Origin of the sequence: Chryseobacterium sp., assembly GCF_022712095.1 — a bacterium.
GTDB lineage: Bacteria > Bacteroidota > Bacteroidia > Flavobacteriales > Weeksellaceae > Chryseobacterium.
This window is the reverse complement of record NZ_JALAHD010000129.1, coordinates 1-15,419: the sequence shown is the minus strand read 5'-3', so window position 1 is coordinate 15,419 and position 15,419 is coordinate 1. Positions and strand designations below refer to the sequence as shown.

The window sequence follows — 15,419 nt, the reverse complement described above, 5'->3', positions numbered from 1 at the left end:
GGAATAGAGGCTGCGAGTTATTATGTGCCTTCCTTATATTTGGAGATAAAGGATTTAGCGGAAAAGAGAGGAATAGAACCGGCAAAATTGGAAAAAGGGCTTGGTTTACATAAGATGGCATTAGCAGATGTTCATGAAGATGCAGCCACATTTGCAGCAGAATCATTATTAAAATTGATCAAAGATTATAATATCAACCCTAAGGATATTGCAAGAATTTATTTAGGAACAGAAAGTGCTCTTGATGCGGCAAAGCCTACGGCTACATATGCTATGCAGATGGTGGAAAAGATACTTGAAAAGGAATTTGGAGAAAGGTGTTTCAGGAATTGTGATGTGGTGGATATGACCTTTGCGTGTGTAGGAGCAGTAGATGCTCTGCATAATTCTTTAGATTTCGTAAGGGTTAATCCCGATAAAAAAGCCATTGTAATTTCCAGTGATTATGCCAAATATGAACTGGCTTCTTCAGGCGAATATACACAAGGTGGAGGAGCAGTTGCTTTACTGGTATCATCAAAGCCTGATCTTCTGGAAATTGAAAATAATTGGGGAGTAGCTACAGAAAGTGTTTTTGATTTCTTTAAGCCAAGAAGATTATTTGATAAAGGGAACCTTACCAATGCTCCGGAATCTTTTCCGGATACTATTGAAATTTTCACAGATGAGCCTGTTTTTGATGGTCAGTATTCCAATCAGTGTTATCAGGATAGGATACGTGAAGCTTATCAACATTACAAAAATATTACAGGACAGGAAAAACCTTACCAGCACTGGAAATATCTTATTTTTCACCTGCCTTATGCTTTTCATGGAAAAAGAGTTTTTACAGAGATTTACAGCTTAGAAAATAATATATCTTATCAGACGCCGGAAGAACAAAAAGCTGTTGCTAAATCCGAAGAATATATTGCATTTATCAATGAAAAAATAGAGAAGTCACAAAGAGCTTCTTCGGAGATAGGAAATATGTATACAGCTTCTATTTTTATGGCACTTCTTTCCGCTTTACAGACTTCATATAATGATAATGAAGATCTGGCTGGTAAGGAAATTGGTTTCTTAGGGTATGGAAGCGGTTCCAAATCTAAAGTTTTTGCAGGTAAAATCTCAGAAAACTGGAAAAATGTGGTTTCAAAATGGAACCTGTTTGAGACATTAAAGAAAAGAACAGCTATTAATTTTGAGACCTATGAAAAACTCCATAGAAAACAATTGAAAGAGTCTGTTAATAAAAATTATAAAGGATTCGGCCTAGAATCTGTAGAATTGGAGAGTCCGGTTTTGAAGGGAGCCAGATATTACTCTTATCAGGAATAATTGTATTACCTTTTTCTATATATTATGAAAAGTCCCGATTAAGGGGCTTTTTTGTGTCTTAAATTTAAGTTGCTTTAAGTTTATCAATAGTTGGTGAAAACGACAGGGTGATTTTTATTTTTGTGAAAAATTGGGTAGCCGGATATATACTGATTTTTCATTTAAGGTTCAAAAATGATAATATTCCTCATTTACACCAATATGAATATGGGCCGGGGTTCAGCGATAGAGGAAAAGAAACATTGTTTAATTTTTGGAAAGAATGAAAAAAATAAATAATATAGAAAAAGTCGTAAATATATATCCAGATTGGAAACTATCCGACATAGCATTTATTAAGAGTATGAGTTGGAAGAAAATAAACTTATGATTATCTTCTATTCTCAATTACGAAATCAAAAATTTGGATGGCCTGATCAGCAGGATAATTTCTTTGAGGTGTCTGTTAATTTTGAAAATGTATCCAGCTTAAAAATTGATTTTGATTATAATTATAATGGTCTTCAGCAAGTTTCCGGTTTCGATATAATTGATGTTTCGAATAATGGGTTAGAGTTTATCCACTATCAAATTGAAGATTATGAGAATGATACTATTCATTTTTATTGTGAAGATATAATAATATTGGATGTTTCTTCTCCTGTTAAATTGAAATTTATGACTTAGTCATAAATAGTTTTTACTTGAAGAGAAGCTTATCGAGATTAATTTATTGTAAATAATAAGTTATTCATTGAAAGCTATGAAAATTAAGTATCACCAATTATTATTTCTATATGCTTATCTGCGGCTAATTGATCTTTCACTTGATAGAAGTAGATGGAATTCATGGGCAGAGTTCCAAGACTATTTTAAGAATATAATAGCACCTTCTCTCGTGGCTGAGTACTTAATTAATAGTTTTCATCTACCTACAGCGTGTTTGAAGCACTTCAATTTTATTCCTAAAGAAAAATCTATATTCAACAGATTAAAGCCAATCTTTTTTCAAAAATTCTATTTGAAAGAAAATGAGGTTTTGTATTGCTGTAGGCTTTTATGCAAAATTGATAAAATACTTAATTCAGATACTAAAATCTATCATGTGGGAATCGAAAAATTAAGAATTGATGTTGCCTCCTATTATTCGGATATTTTAGGGAAAATAATTTCAGGGAAAGATTTGAATAAGCTTATGAAAATTGAACATTTTTGGCAGGCTGAGAAGATTGATATTTCCAGATTAGAAGATTTTGTTCCCGATGATTTTAGTATTTTCTTACAAGCCATGCAAGATGCGAAGAAAATAGAAAAATAAAGATCAATTTAAGATAATGAAAATATTAGAAGATAAGAATTTGAAACTTGCTTGGCTTATAGAGTTGAAGGAATTAAAAATAAATTGCTTTCATAAGAGGAATTTTTATTAAATCTTAAGGATTTCAAGGGAGAAGAAGATTTTTATACAACCTTATATTTAGCAGATGACCTTACTAATGAAGAATCTGATTTAGCTATACATGAAAAAAACTCAATAGAATTGTGAGCTTGTGGCCCATGTTTACCTGGAACGTTTTTATTAATTATATGTCAACGAATGGGAATAATTGATATTTATTCTACTCAAAAAACATCACCTTATTCTGATAATTCTTCGGGGTAATTCCCACAAGCTGTTTAAACACCCTTGTAAAATAATTAGTATCAGAAAATCCGGTTTGAAATGCTGTTTCTTTGATACTGTTTTTGTTAGCGAGTAATTCTTTGGCCCTGTTGATACGCTCCTTTAAAATGAATTCATTAGGGGAAGTTCCCAGTTCTTCCTTGAACATTTTAAAGAAATTGGATTTGCTTACATAGGCTAGTTTTGCAATGCTGTCAATCGAAAGTTTTTGGTGAAGATTCTTTCTGATATAATCTACTACATAGGAAATCCTTGATTTATTTTTAGCGAGATTCCTTTCAACTAATTTCCTTGCCTGGGTTTGCATAAGGCGGATCAGTAATTCCTTTAAAGCAAAATCAGCTATAATATCTTTTTGAGAGTTCGTATCCATCGCTATTCTCATAATATTATTGGTAGCAGAAGCGAGCGACTGATTGTTAAAAAGAAAATATTCTTCCAGATGGACATTCCATTGAGATGTTTCATCTACTTTAGGCAGGGCATAGTTCAAATAATTGAGAGTATCTTCAATAAATTCAGGATTAAGGCTGAGGGAAATACATTGGGTAGGTATTCTGTCGGCTTCCGGAAAATCGATCACCATAGTTTCTCCGGGTGCCATTAAAATACTTTCTCCGGGAGTATATTCAAAATAGGGTGTCTTATTTTCTAGCTTCATCCATTTTTTTCCCTGAAGCATGGCTGTAAATGCAATATTGTCGAAATGAAGTTTTACCCCAAAAGCAGGTCTGTGGGTTTCATAAATACTAAACTCACAATTGTTAAGATTAAATTTAGTTTGATTTTCCACTAAGCTGGAAAGCTGACTTTCCTTTTTTAACTTAGGAGTATTTAATAAAAATTTATGATCATTCATTTTCAAATATTTAGTGTGACCTGCTATATCAAATATAGGAATTTTTGAATTCATGAAATTGTTAAGAAAATTATAAAGTTATGCCAGAATATTATTTTGATGTTTTTTTGTACGATTGTGCTACGTGATTTTTGTCATGAAAATGTAATTTGGTGATACAGAAATAGTAATTAGATATTATCATGAGTACAATAACAGAACAAAAATCAGAGACTACCTTTCAGTGGCCTCAATTCAAAAGCCAATACAGCAATTATATCGATGGTAAATTCACAGCTCCGGTAAACGGGCAGTTTTTTGATGTGGTTTCTCCAATTAACGGAAAAGTATTTACACAGGCAGCACATTCTTCCAAAGAAGATCTTGATCTTGCGGTAAATGCAGCTGAAAAGGCTTTTAAAACATGGAAAGACACTTCTTCCACAGAAAGAAGTATTATCCTTAATAAGATAGCAGATAGAATGGAACAAAATCTTGAATATCTTGCTACAGTAGAAACAATTGACAACGGAAAGGCGGTAAGAGAAACATTAGCGGCAGATTTACCGCTGGCGATCGATCACTTCCGTTACTTTGCCTCAGTAATCCGTGCAGAAGAAGGATCTCATAATGAATTGGATAAAGATACCGTTTCTTTAATCGTTCATGAGCCACTTGGAGTAATTGCTCAAATTATTCCTTGGAATTTCCCGTTACTAATGGCAGTTTGGAAACTGGCTCCGGCTTTGGCAGCAGGAAACTGCGTAGTATTAAAACCGGCAGAAAGTACACCGATCTCTATTTTAGTGTTAGTTGAATTAATTGGGGACTTACTTCCAGCTGGAGTTCTTAACGTAGTAAACGGTTTTGGAGCAGAGCTGGGCAGAGCATTGGTAACTAACCCTAAAGTGGCTAAAGCAGCATTTACAGGATCTACTGCTACAGGTAGAATGGTAATGCAGTATGCTACGGAAAACATTATCCCGGTAACATTGGAATTAGGAGGAAAATCTCCGAACATCTTCTTTAATTCTGTAATGGATGCCGATGATGAATTCCTGGATAAAGCTGTTGAAGGAGCAGTTCTTTTTGCATTAAATCAGGGAGAGATCTGTACATGTCCTTCAAGACTGTTGGTACAAGAGGATATCGCTGATAAATTCATTGCAAAAGTAGTGGAAAGAACAAAAGCGATTAAAGTTGGAAATCCGCTTGATAAGACTGTAATGATGGGAGCTCAGGCATCTAAAATTCAGAAAGACAAAATCCTTTCCTATATTAAATTAGGAAAAGAAGAAGGAGCTGAAGTGTTGACAGGTGGAGATGTAAATACGATTGAAGGTTTAGAAGAAGGATACTACATTCAGCCGACTATCTTTAAAGGGCATAACAAAATGAGAATTTTCCAGGAAGAAATTTTTGGACCTGTATTAGCATTTACGACATTTAAAGATGAAGCAGAAGCATTAGAAATTGCAAATGATACCATCTATGGATTAGGGGCTGGAGTATGGACAAGAGATGCACATCAGCTGTATCAGATTCCACGTCACGTTCAGGCGGGAAGAGTATGGGTAAATCAATACCACTCATATCCTGCAGGAGCTCCGTTCGGAGGATATAAGCAATCAGGTATAGGTAGAGAAAATCACAAGATGATGTTGGATCACTACCGTCAGACTAAAAATATGCTGATTTCTTATAACAAGAACAAACTTGGATTCTTTTAAAAAGTAAAATAAGTTCCGATTTTTTAAAATTAGCTTTGAATGTGGATGAATTCTGAAGCATTCAAAGCTATTTTATTATCTGATAAATTAATACCAAAAACTAAAGAAAATTTATGATTCCAAAAACTATGAAGGCTGCAGTAGTGCAAGGCTATGGCCAGCCGTTAAAAATTGAAGAGGTTCCGGTAAGAGAACCGGGAAGATATGAAGTATTGGTGAAAGTAATCGCCTGTGGTGTTTGTCATACCGACTTACATGCTGTGGACGGAGACTGGCCTGCAAAACCGAAAATGCCTTTAATTCCGGGACACGAAGGAGTTGGAATTGTAGTAGCATGTGGTCCTGAAGCTCAGGTAAAAGAGGGTGATGCTGTTGGAGTTCCTTGGTTATACAGTGCCTGTGGATGTTGTGATTATTGTATTACAGGATGGGAAACATTGTGTGAGGCTCAGCAAAATGGGGGATATAGTGTAGACGGAGGATTTGCTGAATATGTAATTGCAGATTCAAGATATGTAGGACATCTTAAATCCAATGTGAACTTTTTGGAAATAGCTCCGATCCTTTGTGCCGGTGTAACCGTATATAAAGGACTAAAAGAAACTGAAACAAAACCCGGAGAATGGGTAGCGATTTCGGGAATCGGTGGACTGGGCCACGTGGCGGTGCAGTATGCAAAAGCAATGGGAATGCATGTAGCAGCAATCGATGTGGCGGATGATAAATTGGATTTGGCTAAAAAACTTGGGGCAGATTTAGTAGTGAATGCTAAAACTACAGATCCGGGAGAATATTTACATAAAGAAGTAGGAGGTATGCATGGTGCCCTGATTACTGCGGTTTCTCCAATCGCTTTCAAACAGGGAATCGATGTGTTGAGAAGAAAAGGAACAATTGCTTTGAACGGGCTTCCTCCGGGATCCTTTGAATTGCCAATATTTGAAACGGTTCTGAAAAGAATTACAGTAAGAGGTTCTATTGTAGGAACCAGAAAAGATCTTCAGGAAGCTTTGGATTTTGCCAATGAAGGATTAGTGAAGGCTACGGTAACTTCTGCTAAATTAGAAGATATTAATGATGTCTTTGATAAAATGAAAAAAGGTCAGATTGACGGTAGAATAGTATTGGACATTGCAAGTCCAAACTAAATAATAAAACGCTTTACAACCTGACAATTAATTTGTCAGGTTTTTTTAACTTTAATAAAAATAAATCTAATGGAAACAAAGATATCCAGATTATCGGTTACAGAAGAAGCATTGGAAGTAATCTGGGAATTAGAAAAAAAATACGGGGACCTTATGTTTTATCAGGCCGGAGGGTGCTGTGAAGGTACCCAGCCCCAATGTTTTGAAAAAGGAGGTTTCTATCCAAGAATGAATGATACGATGATAGGCACAATTAACGGGCACGAATTCTGGGTAGACCGGGATTTATTCGAATACTGGAAATACTCGCACTTTACATTGGATGTGCTGGATGGCTTCGGACCTGGAGGATTTTCCCTTGAAACACCTATGGGAAAAACCTTTAAGGTTCATTATACTCTATTCAAACCGGAAGAATATGAAAAACTTGAACCGGTAAAACGCAGTGAATAAAATAAACGTAAAAAATCAGGTCTTTATAAACCGATTCACAAACATCGCTGCTACAATATCACCCACAGAATTTAATACTGTGGCCAAAGGATCCACTAATGTTCCGATAATCATAACTGCGGGAATAGCTTCCTGTGGCAATTTGTAGACAGAAATCATCAGCATTTCCCCAATATACCCTCCATTTGGAATACCTCCTGCCACAATACTCACAAATACGGTAATCCCCAAAGCTAACAGAAGGTTGGAAGGATCGAAAAAATCCCTTCCTATGATCAGGAAAGCTACGTAGATTTTAATGATCGATGAGATAGAAGATCCATTCTTGTGTAGAGTAGATCCGATAGGAATCACCAGATTAGCGATAGAACTTGGAATACCAATTTTAGAGGCAGCCTGTAGGTTAGCGGGCATACTTGCAAAGCTGCTGCACGTACTTAATGCAGTTAAAGTCGGGTAGATTGCATTCTTCCAGAAACTTGTAAATCCTGTTTTTCCATTAGCGATAAAAGCATACAGTGAGAAAAATACAAAGAAATAAACTGTACCTGCCACATAATATATTCCAAGAGGTTTTGCATAAAAACCTACCAATTGTGGGCCTAAAGTAGCTACCTGATAGGCAAAATAAGTACCTAACCCAACGGGAGCTAGCTTCATGATTAATAATAATAATTCTTTCATTACCTCATATCCGGATGCAATAAAAGCTCGGAATTGCTGACCCTTTTCCCCTGATTTTCTGGCTGCGAATCCCGTTAAGAAAGAAAAGATAAGTAATGCCAGCATATTTTTTCTGGAAAAAAGCTCCGTATATTCTCCTACGGTAAAAAAGCTTACAATTCTGTTTTGCCAGCTTTCACTTTCTGAAGCTCCTTCCGTAATGATTTCTGAACTTCCCGAAAGAGAAGATAAAGGAAAGAAATAAACGACACTAATGGTGTAAATAGCCGCAATTAATATAAAAAGAAGAAAAGTAAAGGCCATAGTAAGAATGATCTTTCCAAACTTTGACTGCTGTTCCAGAGAAGCAATAGAATTACACACTGCAAAGAATACCAAAGGAACTACGCTTACAAAAAGGAGATTAAGAAAGATGTCTCCCAGTGGTTTTATATTCATTACAAATCCAGGAGCAGTAATTCCTAAAATGCTCCCGATGGTAATCCCGAATAATAAAAATAGTATTCCGGAATAATTTTTAAAGACTTCTCTCATAAGGTGTTTTTTGTCAAATATAAGTTTATTTTAACATTATTTTGTACAACTTTCAGGCTCAAATTTAGTAAATTTGAGTAAAACATACGTTTCTAATGGCTTATATAGACTATTATAAAATTTTAGGCGTAAACAAAAACGCAACTCAGGATGACATAAAAAAAGCCTATCGAAAACTGGCAAGAAAACTACATCCGGACCTTAATCCCAATGACAAGGAAGCAGAGAAAAAATTCAAAGAACTGAATGAAGCCAATGAAGTTCTCAGTAATCCTGAAAACCGTACTAAATATGATAAGTATGGTGAAAACTGGAAACATGGAGAAGAATATGAAAAGGCTCAACAGCAGCAAAGACAATATCAGCAAAGTCAAAACTATGGAGGAGGATTTTCAGGTGCTGATTTTGGAGAAGGAGAAGATTTTTCTGATTTCTTTCAAAATATGTTCGGAGGTTCAGGAGGATTTGGCAGAAGCTCACGAGGGAGTGCTTCAGGAAAATTTAAAGGTCAGGATATTCAGGCAGAACTGAACCTGGATTTAAAAGATGCTGCGAAATCCCATCAGCAGACTTTTGATATTAACGGAAAAAAAGTAAGGATTACTATTCCGGCAGGTGTATATGACGGACAGCAGATCAAATTGAAAGGACATGGAAATCCGGGATTCAATGGGGGTCCTAACGGAGATCTGTATATCACATTCAATATTCCGGTAGATCCCGATTTTGAAAGGATAGGAGATGACCTTAAAACCAAGGTGGTAATTGACCTTTATACAGCAGTTTTGGGAGGTGATGTCAAAGTTAATACACTGGACGGAAATGTTAACTTTAAAGTAAAACCCGAAACCCAGAACGGATTAACCGTAAGATTAAAAGGAAAAGGATTTCCGGTTTATAAAAAAGACGGGCAGTTTGGTGATCTTTTCGTGACCTATGAAGTAAAATTACCAACGAATCTTACCGAAAAACAGAAAGAACTTTTTGAGCAACTTAAAAATTCGTAAACCATGATCGAAAGAATATCGAGAGAAGAACTCGTAAAAATATATAATATCGAAATCAGTTTTTTTAATGAATTGGTAGAATACGGATTATTAAAAGTAGAAACCGAAGACAATATTACCTATGTATTGTATGAAGATCTTCCTGCTTTTGAAAAATACACCAATTGGCATTATGATCTGGAAATAAATCTTCCGGGGCTGGAAGTGATTCAGGATATGCTTCATAAAATAGAGAATCTGAAACAGAGAAACAGAGAGTTGGTGAATAAGCTTACTGCAATGAGTGAAAGGCATCAGGAAGAATAAAAAAACAGAGCTTTTAGCTCTGTTTTTCTTTATATAAATATTATATATTTTTAATCCAGCCAACCCATTTCTTTCATCCAGTCATCATTGTAGATTTTTCCTACATATCTTGAACCGTGATCGTGTAATAAAACGATAATAATATCATCTTTAGTGAACTGATCTTTCATTTGAACCAAAGAAGCTATAGCGCTTCCTGCAGAATATCCGCAGAAAATCCCTTCTTCTTTAGCCAGTTTTCGTGCATAAATAGCTCCGTCCTTATCCGTAACCTTTTCAAAATGGTCGATAATGGACATGTCATAATTTTCAGGAATAATGTCTTCACCAATTCCTTCTGTAATATAGGTATAGGCATGATCGTAGTGAAGTTCTCCTGTCTCATGGAATTCTTTTAGAATAGAACCATAGGTGTCTACACCGATTACCTTGATATTAGGATTTTTTTCTTTGAAGAACATCCCACAACCTGTTACCGTACCGCCTGTTCCGGCACCTACTACGAAATGAGTAAGCTTTCCTTCCGTTTGTTCCCATATTTCAGGGGCAGTAGATTCATAATGTGCCTGTCTGTTGGAAAGATTATCATATTGATTGACATACCATCCGTTTTCAGTCTCTTTTGCCAATCTTTTGGAAACAGAATAATAAGAACGCGGATCAGTAGGTTTTACATCCGTAGGACAAACGATTACTTCAGCACCTACAGCACGAAGGATATCGCACTTCTCCTTAGATTGTTTGGAATTGGTTACAAAAATACATTTGTATCCTTTAACGATGGCTGCAAGCGCCAGTCCCATCCCTGTATTTCCGGAAGTTCCTTCGATAATGGTTCCTCCGGGTTTTAATCTTCCGTCTTTTTCAGCGTCTTCAATCATTTTTAGAGCCATTCTGTCTTTTACAGAATTTCCGGGATTGAAAGTTTCCACCTTTGCCAAAACCAGTGCGGGAAAATCACTTCCCAATACCTTATTGAGCTTTACCAGTGGAGTATTGCCTATAGTTTCAAGTATATTTTCTGCGTATTTCATATCATGTTTATATGCCGTGCAAAGATAAGGCTTTCAAATTAACCTTTCCAAGCATAGTAACAAAGAGGTAAGAAATTACTTCATTCTTTTTAAATGATATGAAGCTCAATAGCGTAAAAGAATCTGAATAATAATTAATTATACTTGATTGCTTTTACAGGAGAGATTTTACTGATCAGATAACTGGGAACAATAAGCGCAATTGCTGAGATAAGGAGTATTCCACCAGAAATTGAGATAATGGCCACCGGATTAATATCCACAGGAACCGTACTTACATAATAATTTTCGGGGTTAAGCTTGATAACTCCAAAGAATTTTTGAATGAAAATGAGACCAAGGCCGATCAGGTTGCCATACAAAAGACCGGGTATCATAATAATTAATGTATAATTAATAAATGTAGCTCTGATCTGTGCATTATTAGCCCCTAATGTTTTTAATAAACCGATGGAATTGGTTCTTTCAATGATGAGAATAAGAAGGACCATGATGATATTAATAATCACAACAACAAGCATAATGGCAATGATCAATGCAATATTAGTATCAAATATACTGATCCAGTCTGTAATTTGAGGAAACTTTTCCGTTGCTTTTTCTGCATAGTTTTTATAACCAATCAGCTTTTCGATTTCTGGAAAGTCTTTGTCTATATCGTTGACATTTTTTAAAAATATGTCTAATCCTCCGATTTCATCGGGCTTCATATCCAGAATCTTTCTTACATGGTTGATCCCTCCGATTACAAATTGTTCATCCAGCATTTTGATATCGGTTTTATAAATTCCGACTACCTCAAATTTTCTATAAATAGGCTGCTGATCTGTCTTTGAAAAAACGGTAACAATACTGTCTTTTACCTTTAAATGAAGGTCATTTGCTATTTTCTGGGAAATCATGACACCATTATAGTAGCCCACTTCTGTTACTTTAGGAGTAGTCCCTGCCACCAAAAACTTTTTAAAACGTACACTGTCAAAATCTTTGCCTACCCCTTTAAATATAATGCCTGAAAAATTATGCTCATTACGCATAATCCCAGTAATGGTAGCATATTTCTGAACATCCTCTACATCGGGAAGAGCTTTAATCTTTTGAATATCCAGTCCCTGATTATCCAAAACGGAAGAATTATAAGATGAGTTGGAGCGGGTAGACTTTACTGTAATATGACCGTTGAAATCAGCCAGCCTTTCCTTAATGGCTTTCTTGGAACCGAAACCTGTAGATACAGTGATCAGGGAAACAATGATCCCTAAAGCTACCGAAAGGCGACCAATGAAGATAATAACCCTTGAAAGGTTATTTTTATTATCTTTGGAAAACGCTATTTTTCTAGAGAAATATAAAGGAAAGTTCAAACTTATGAATTTAGATTTCAAAATTAAAAATTTACTTCTTATTTGCCTAATTTTTTTAGGAGTATTCAATAAGTATTATTCTCAAACTCAAGATAAAGACCTGTTTAAAACAGGTGCTGACCAACCTGAATTATATATTCCTTTATTAAAAGGTAAAACGGTAGGTATTGTTACCAATCAGACGGGATTAATGAAAGACCGTACCCATCTTGTGGATTATCTTGTGAAAAAAGGGATCAAAATTAAAGCTATTTTTGCTCCTGAGCATGGATTCAGGGGAAATGCCGATGCCGGAGAGACGATAAAGAATGGAGTAGATGCTAAAACAGGAATCCCGATTATTTCTTTATACGGAAATAATAAAAAGCCTAAACCGGAACAGCTGAAAGGAATTGATGTAATAGTATTTGATATTCAGGATGTCGGAGTGAGGTTTTATACTTACATTTCTACTTTAACCTACCTGATGGAAGCCGGAGCCGAGAATAATGTAGAAATAATGGTGCTGGACAGACCTAATCCTCATGACGGATATACTGATGGTCCTGTATTAAAGAAAAAGTGGAAAAGTTTTGTAGGAATGCATGAAGTGCCAGTAATTTATGGTTTAACTATCGGCGAATATGGCAAAATGGTGAATGGTGAAAGGTGGCTGAAGAATGGAGTTCAGGCCAAATATACGCTGATACCAATGCATAATTATCATAAAAAACAGCGGTATCCTATGTCTGATAAACCATCTCCTAACCTTCCAAATGACAAAGCAATTAATTTATATCCCAGTTTATGCTTTTTTGAAGGTGCGCAGGTTTCTGTAGGAAGAGGAACAGACCTTCCTTTTCAGATATATGGCTCTCCATGGACAAAAGGTTTGCCATATCAGTTTACTCCAAAGCCTAATTTCGGAGCTAAAGATCCATTTTTGAACGGAAAATTATGTTATGGTGAAGACCTTTCCCAATATCCTTCAGACTTACGTGAATTAAATTTGGAATGGGTCATTAAAGCCTATGAATCCTATAAAAATCCTAGTCAGGATTTCTTCCTTAAAAATCTATGGTTTGATACATTGGCAGGAACGGATGAATTGAGAAAACAGATTATAGCTCGCCGATCTATGTCAGAGATTAAATCTTCCTGGAAGAAAGATCTGGAAGACTTTGAAAAGATTAGGATGAAATATGTTATCTATAAAGATTAATCGAAGTCGTGTGGTGGCTTATCTCCGTTTTTCCCCTTATTTAAAATAAAAAGCCCGATTGTAAGTCCAATGACTCCTGCCACTGCGGTTAATAATGCTCTTTCCATTTTATCGGGTGATTCATTTCCTAAATAGTTCATCAGGAAAAGAATAGCAAAGGTAATTACTGAAATAATGATATGCTGCTGTCCGAATAACTTCATATTACTTTAATTTATAAGATATCATAATACCTCCTCTATAAGGGAGTATTTCTCCACTTTTATTATATTTATGAGCTGGATCGTATCGAAGTCCAGTGGTTCGGTCATACCCTTTATAGAAGTCCTGTGAAGTTCCTACTGTGGCATAAACATCCATGTTCCAGTTTTCTCCTAGTTTAAACTGATATCCGGCAGTTATACCCAATAAATAAGAGAATCCTTTTTGGTATAGGTTGGATTTTTTTAACCCTTGGTTATTGGCATTAACATATATACTATCGCTCCAGTAATTCCACTTTTGCAATACAAAAGATGCCGCGGAAAGATTGGCTCCAATATACCAGTGCTTAAAGGCCTCATCAAAATAATATCTTCCTTCTACTGATAGAGAATAATATTGAAATTCATGTCCTGCAAATGATTTCCATGGAGAAATGAAAATATCGCCCTGTATCGTAATTTTATCTTTTATCTGGTGTTCTATCCCTGCATTTAATACTCCGATAGGAAGGAATAAAGCATTGGCTTTAATGTAGGTGCTAGGCTCTTCTTTCTTTTCCTGGGCATATAGACCTTCAATGGATAAAAAGCACAAAAGTCCTGTTAAAAAACTATGTTTCAGCATGTAATCTTATTTTATTTCTTTTAATAGTTCTTCTGCAAGATTTGAGAATTTATCGTTATTAGTGGTTCTGTTTTTAGACATCTCAGCGTAGGTTTTGGCCATTTCTTTATTTCCGGTCAGGAAATAAAGCTTAGCTAAGATGTAAGTGTTTTCTGATGTTTCTGATCTCATTACTGATTTTTCCGCCCACTCAACAGCTTTCTTTAAAGATGCGGTATTGGATACATGATTGGAAAATACCCATGCTGCTCTTAATAATTCGTTAGGATCAAAAGAATCTGGGTTTTTGTAATATTCTAAGGCCGTTGTTTCATAGGCCGGATAATTTTCATGAAACTCATAATAACTTAGTTTGGTCTGATTAAGTCGCATCTGAGCTTCTTCTTTTCCTACTATAGGTTCGGCTTTTGCTAGAAATGCTTTTTCATCAATACGGTTGTTCTTGTCATCAACGGACTCTTCAATGATTTTAGATAATTTCATCTGATCATCGAATTGTTTATAAGTATCTTCAGGAACATATTTAATGATTTCCGCTTTTCTGTCTGCAAAAACTTTATAATTAGGATCTTCGACAGATTTTATAAAAAAGAATAAATATCCGAGTTCATCTCTGGTCAGTTCTTCATTCTTTTTCTTATTTTCAAAGTATCTTTCGGATGCTTTTTTGGCAAATTCAAAGTCGGAAGTAGAGGACAGCTTCATAATATTAACCAGAAATTCCGGATCTTTTTCTCCGTTTGCAAATCTCTCTTTTAATGAACCTTTTTTATTATTGGGAGAATTGATATCCTGTGCCATGGCTAAGAATAGGCCTTCTTCCATATAACCGTAATTCTGGGAAATCAGTTCACCGTCACCGTTCAGGAAAAGATAAGTAGGATAGGAGCGTACTCCATATTTCCTGGCAAGATCGCGTCCCTCACCTTTTTCCATATCGAATCTTGCATTCACGAAATTAGCATTATAATAGTCTCCTACGGATTTCTGAGAAAAAATATTTTTCTCCATAAGTTTACAGGGGCCACACCATGAGGCATACGCATCAATAAAGACGATTTTATTTTCCTTTTTTGCTTTACCTATAAGTTCCTGGAAAGGAAGATTCTGAAACTGAATAGCTTCCTGAGCAAAGGCAATAATGGAAGTAAATAAAAATACCCCTGAGACTAACTTCTTCATTCTTCAATTAAATTAAAAGGCGAATATACTTATTTTCATCCTAAATGGACTGTTAAATAGTTTTAAATAACAAACTGATCATTAGTAAAACGTTACCCTCTGATTGGTATTTTTTATTATAAATATC

16 protein-coding genes are annotated in these 15,419 nt (G+C 35.4%); 9 read left to right on the top strand and 7 right to left on the bottom strand.

Features of this window, described 5'->3' with window-relative positions:
- The 3 genes from Q0A18_RS06520 to Q0A18_RS06510 form a co-directional block, all read left to right on the top strand.
- A partial coding sequence (locus Q0A18_RS06520; RefSeq protein ID WP_292009339.1) for a hydroxymethylglutaryl-CoA synthase occupies positions 1 to 1,320 on the top strand: 1,320 nt, incomplete at its 5' end.
- Between the two features lie 366 nt (positions 1,321 to 1,686).
- Positions 1,687 to 1,986, top strand: coding sequence for a hypothetical protein (locus tag Q0A18_RS06515; RefSeq protein WP_292009338.1), 300 nt, complete (start codon positions 1,687 to 1,689; stop codon positions 1,984 to 1,986).
- 76 nt (positions 1,987 to 2,062) lie between these two features.
- The gene (locus Q0A18_RS06510) at positions 2,063 to 2,617 is read left to right on the top strand and encodes a hypothetical protein (protein WP_292009337.1); all 555 of its coding nucleotides are present in this window, start codon (positions 2,063 to 2,065) and stop codon (positions 2,615 to 2,617) included.
- Positions 2,618 to 2,918: 301 nt separating this feature from the next.
- Here the strand turns inward: Q0A18_RS06510 and Q0A18_RS06505 are convergent, their stop codons facing one another.
- Positions 2,919 to 3,842 (bottom strand): AraC family transcriptional regulator, encoded by a 924-nt coding sequence (locus Q0A18_RS06505; protein WP_292009336.1) that lies wholly within the window; start codon positions 3,840 to 3,842, stop codon positions 2,919 to 2,921.
- 182 nt (positions 3,843 to 4,024) lie between these two features.
- Here Q0A18_RS06505 and Q0A18_RS06500 point away from each other — a divergent pair, with 182 nt between their 5' ends.
- The 3 genes from Q0A18_RS06500 (at position 4,025) to Q0A18_RS06490 (ending at position 7,152) form a co-directional block, all read left to right on the top strand.
- Positions 4,025 to 5,551: an aldehyde dehydrogenase family protein gene (locus tag Q0A18_RS06500; protein ID WP_292009335.1), complete on the top strand. Its 1,527-nt coding sequence runs from the start codon at positions 4,025 to 4,027 to the stop codon at positions 5,549 to 5,551.
- 113 nt (positions 5,552 to 5,664) lie between these two features.
- Entirely contained in the window at positions 5,665 to 6,699 is a 1,035-nt protein-coding gene (gene adhP, locus Q0A18_RS06495; RefSeq protein ID WP_292009334.1) for an alcohol dehydrogenase AdhP, read from the top strand.
- Positions 6,700 to 6,768: 69 nt separating this feature from the next.
- The gene (locus Q0A18_RS06490; protein WP_292009333.1) at positions 6,769 to 7,152 is read left to right on the top strand and encodes a DUF779 domain-containing protein; all 384 of its coding nucleotides are present in this window, start codon (positions 6,769 to 6,771) and stop codon (positions 7,150 to 7,152) included.
- Between the two features lie 15 nt (positions 7,153 to 7,167).
- Here the strand turns inward: Q0A18_RS06490 and Q0A18_RS06485 are convergent, their stop codons facing one another.
- On the bottom strand, positions 7,168 to 8,370 hold the full coding sequence (locus Q0A18_RS06485) for a dicarboxylate/amino acid:cation symporter (RefSeq protein ID WP_292009332.1): 1,203 nt from the start codon (positions 8,368 to 8,370) through the stop codon (positions 7,168 to 7,170).
- Between the two features lie 95 nt (positions 8,371 to 8,465).
- Here Q0A18_RS06485 and Q0A18_RS06480 point away from each other — a divergent pair, with 95 nt between their 5' ends.
- Positions 8,466 to 9,377, top strand: coding sequence for a J domain-containing protein (locus Q0A18_RS06480; protein WP_292009331.1), 912 nt, complete (start codon positions 8,466 to 8,468; stop codon positions 9,375 to 9,377).
- A 3-nt stretch (positions 9,378 to 9,380) separates the two neighbouring features.
- The gene (locus tag Q0A18_RS06475) at positions 9,381 to 9,683 is read left to right on the top strand and encodes a chaperone modulator CbpM (protein ID WP_292009330.1); all 303 of its coding nucleotides are present in this window, start codon (positions 9,381 to 9,383) and stop codon (positions 9,681 to 9,683) included.
- Positions 9,684 to 9,733: 50 nt separating this feature from the next.
- Here the strand turns inward: Q0A18_RS06475 and Q0A18_RS06470 are convergent, their stop codons facing one another.
- Both Q0A18_RS06470 and Q0A18_RS06465 read right to left on the bottom strand, forming a co-directional pair.
- Positions 9,734 to 10,717: a pyridoxal-phosphate dependent enzyme gene (locus Q0A18_RS06470; RefSeq protein WP_292009329.1), complete on the bottom strand. Its 984-nt coding sequence runs from the start codon at positions 10,715 to 10,717 to the stop codon at positions 9,734 to 9,736.
- A gap of 134 nt (positions 10,718 to 10,851) precedes the next feature.
- On the bottom strand, positions 10,852 to 12,081 hold the full coding sequence (locus Q0A18_RS06465; RefSeq protein WP_292009328.1) for an FtsX-like permease family protein: 1,230 nt from the start codon (positions 12,079 to 12,081) through the stop codon (positions 10,852 to 10,854).
- Between the two features lie 4 nt (positions 12,082 to 12,085).
- Between Q0A18_RS06465 and Q0A18_RS06460 the strand changes: the two genes are divergently transcribed.
- Positions 12,086 to 13,282: a DUF1343 domain-containing protein gene (locus Q0A18_RS06460; protein ID WP_292009327.1), complete on the top strand. Its 1,197-nt coding sequence runs from the start codon at positions 12,086 to 12,088 to the stop codon at positions 13,280 to 13,282.
- Here the strand turns inward: Q0A18_RS06460 and Q0A18_RS06455 are convergent.
- The 3 genes from Q0A18_RS06455 to Q0A18_RS06445 are packed head-to-tail and all read right to left on the bottom strand — an operon-like array spanning position 13,279 to position 15,292.
- Positions 13,279 to 13,485, bottom strand: a complete 207-nt coding sequence (locus Q0A18_RS06455) for a hypothetical protein (protein ID WP_292009326.1) — start codon at positions 13,483 to 13,485, stop codon at positions 13,279 to 13,281. The two genes, Q0A18_RS06460 and Q0A18_RS06455, sit on opposite strands and share 4 nt — an antisense overlap.
- A 1-nt stretch (position 13,486) precedes the next feature.
- Entirely contained in the window at positions 13,487 to 14,110 is a 624-nt protein-coding gene (locus Q0A18_RS06450; protein WP_292009325.1) for a DUF3575 domain-containing protein, read from the bottom strand.
- Between the two features lie 6 nt (positions 14,111 to 14,116).
- Entirely contained in the window at positions 14,117 to 15,292 is a 1,176-nt protein-coding gene (locus Q0A18_RS06445; RefSeq protein WP_292009324.1) for a thioredoxin fold domain-containing protein, read from the bottom strand.
- Positions 15,293 to 15,419: the final 127 nt, after the last annotated feature.

Coding starts and splice junctions, on each gene's coding strand:
- Q0A18_RS06510 (WP_292009337.1), top strand. CDS start 2,063: ATGAAAATTAAGTATCACCAATTATTATTTCTATATGCTTATCTGCGG.
- Q0A18_RS06445 (WP_292009324.1), bottom strand. CDS start 15,292: ATGAAGAAGTTAGTCTCAGGGGTATTTTTATTTACTTCCATTATTGCC.
- Q0A18_RS06460 (WP_292009327.1), top strand. CDS start 12,086: ATGAATTTAGATTTCAAAATTAAAAATTTACTTCTTATTTGCCTAATT.
- Q0A18_RS06515 (WP_292009338.1), top strand. CDS start 1,687: ATGATTATCTTCTATTCTCAATTACGAAATCAAAAATTTGGATGGCCT.
- Q0A18_RS06480 (WP_292009331.1), top strand. CDS start 8,466: ATGGCTTATATAGACTATTATAAAATTTTAGGCGTAAACAAAAACGCA.
- Q0A18_RS06455 (WP_292009326.1), bottom strand. CDS start 13,485: ATGAAGTTATTCGGACAGCAGCATATCATTATTTCAGTAATTACCTTT.
- Q0A18_RS06505 (WP_292009336.1), bottom strand. CDS start 3,842: ATGAATGATCATAAATTTTTATTAAATACTCCTAAGTTAAAAAAGGAA.
- Q0A18_RS06450 (WP_292009325.1), bottom strand. CDS start 14,110: ATGCTGAAACATAGTTTTTTAACAGGACTTTTGTGCTTTTTATCCATT.
- Q0A18_RS06470 (WP_292009329.1), bottom strand. CDS start 10,717: ATGAAATACGCAGAAAATATACTTGAAACTATAGGCAATACTCCACTG.
- Q0A18_RS06475 (WP_292009330.1), top strand. CDS start 9,381: ATGATCGAAAGAATATCGAGAGAAGAACTCGTAAAAATATATAATATC.
- Q0A18_RS06500 (WP_292009335.1), top strand. CDS start 4,025: ATGAGTACAATAACAGAACAAAAATCAGAGACTACCTTTCAGTGGCCT.
- Q0A18_RS06490 (WP_292009333.1), top strand. CDS start 6,769: ATGGAAACAAAGATATCCAGATTATCGGTTACAGAAGAAGCATTGGAA.
- adhP (WP_292009334.1), top strand. CDS start 5,665: ATGATTCCAAAAACTATGAAGGCTGCAGTAGTGCAAGGCTATGGCCAG.
- Q0A18_RS06485 (WP_292009332.1), bottom strand. CDS start 8,370: ATGAGAGAAGTCTTTAAAAATTATTCCGGAATACTATTTTTATTATTC.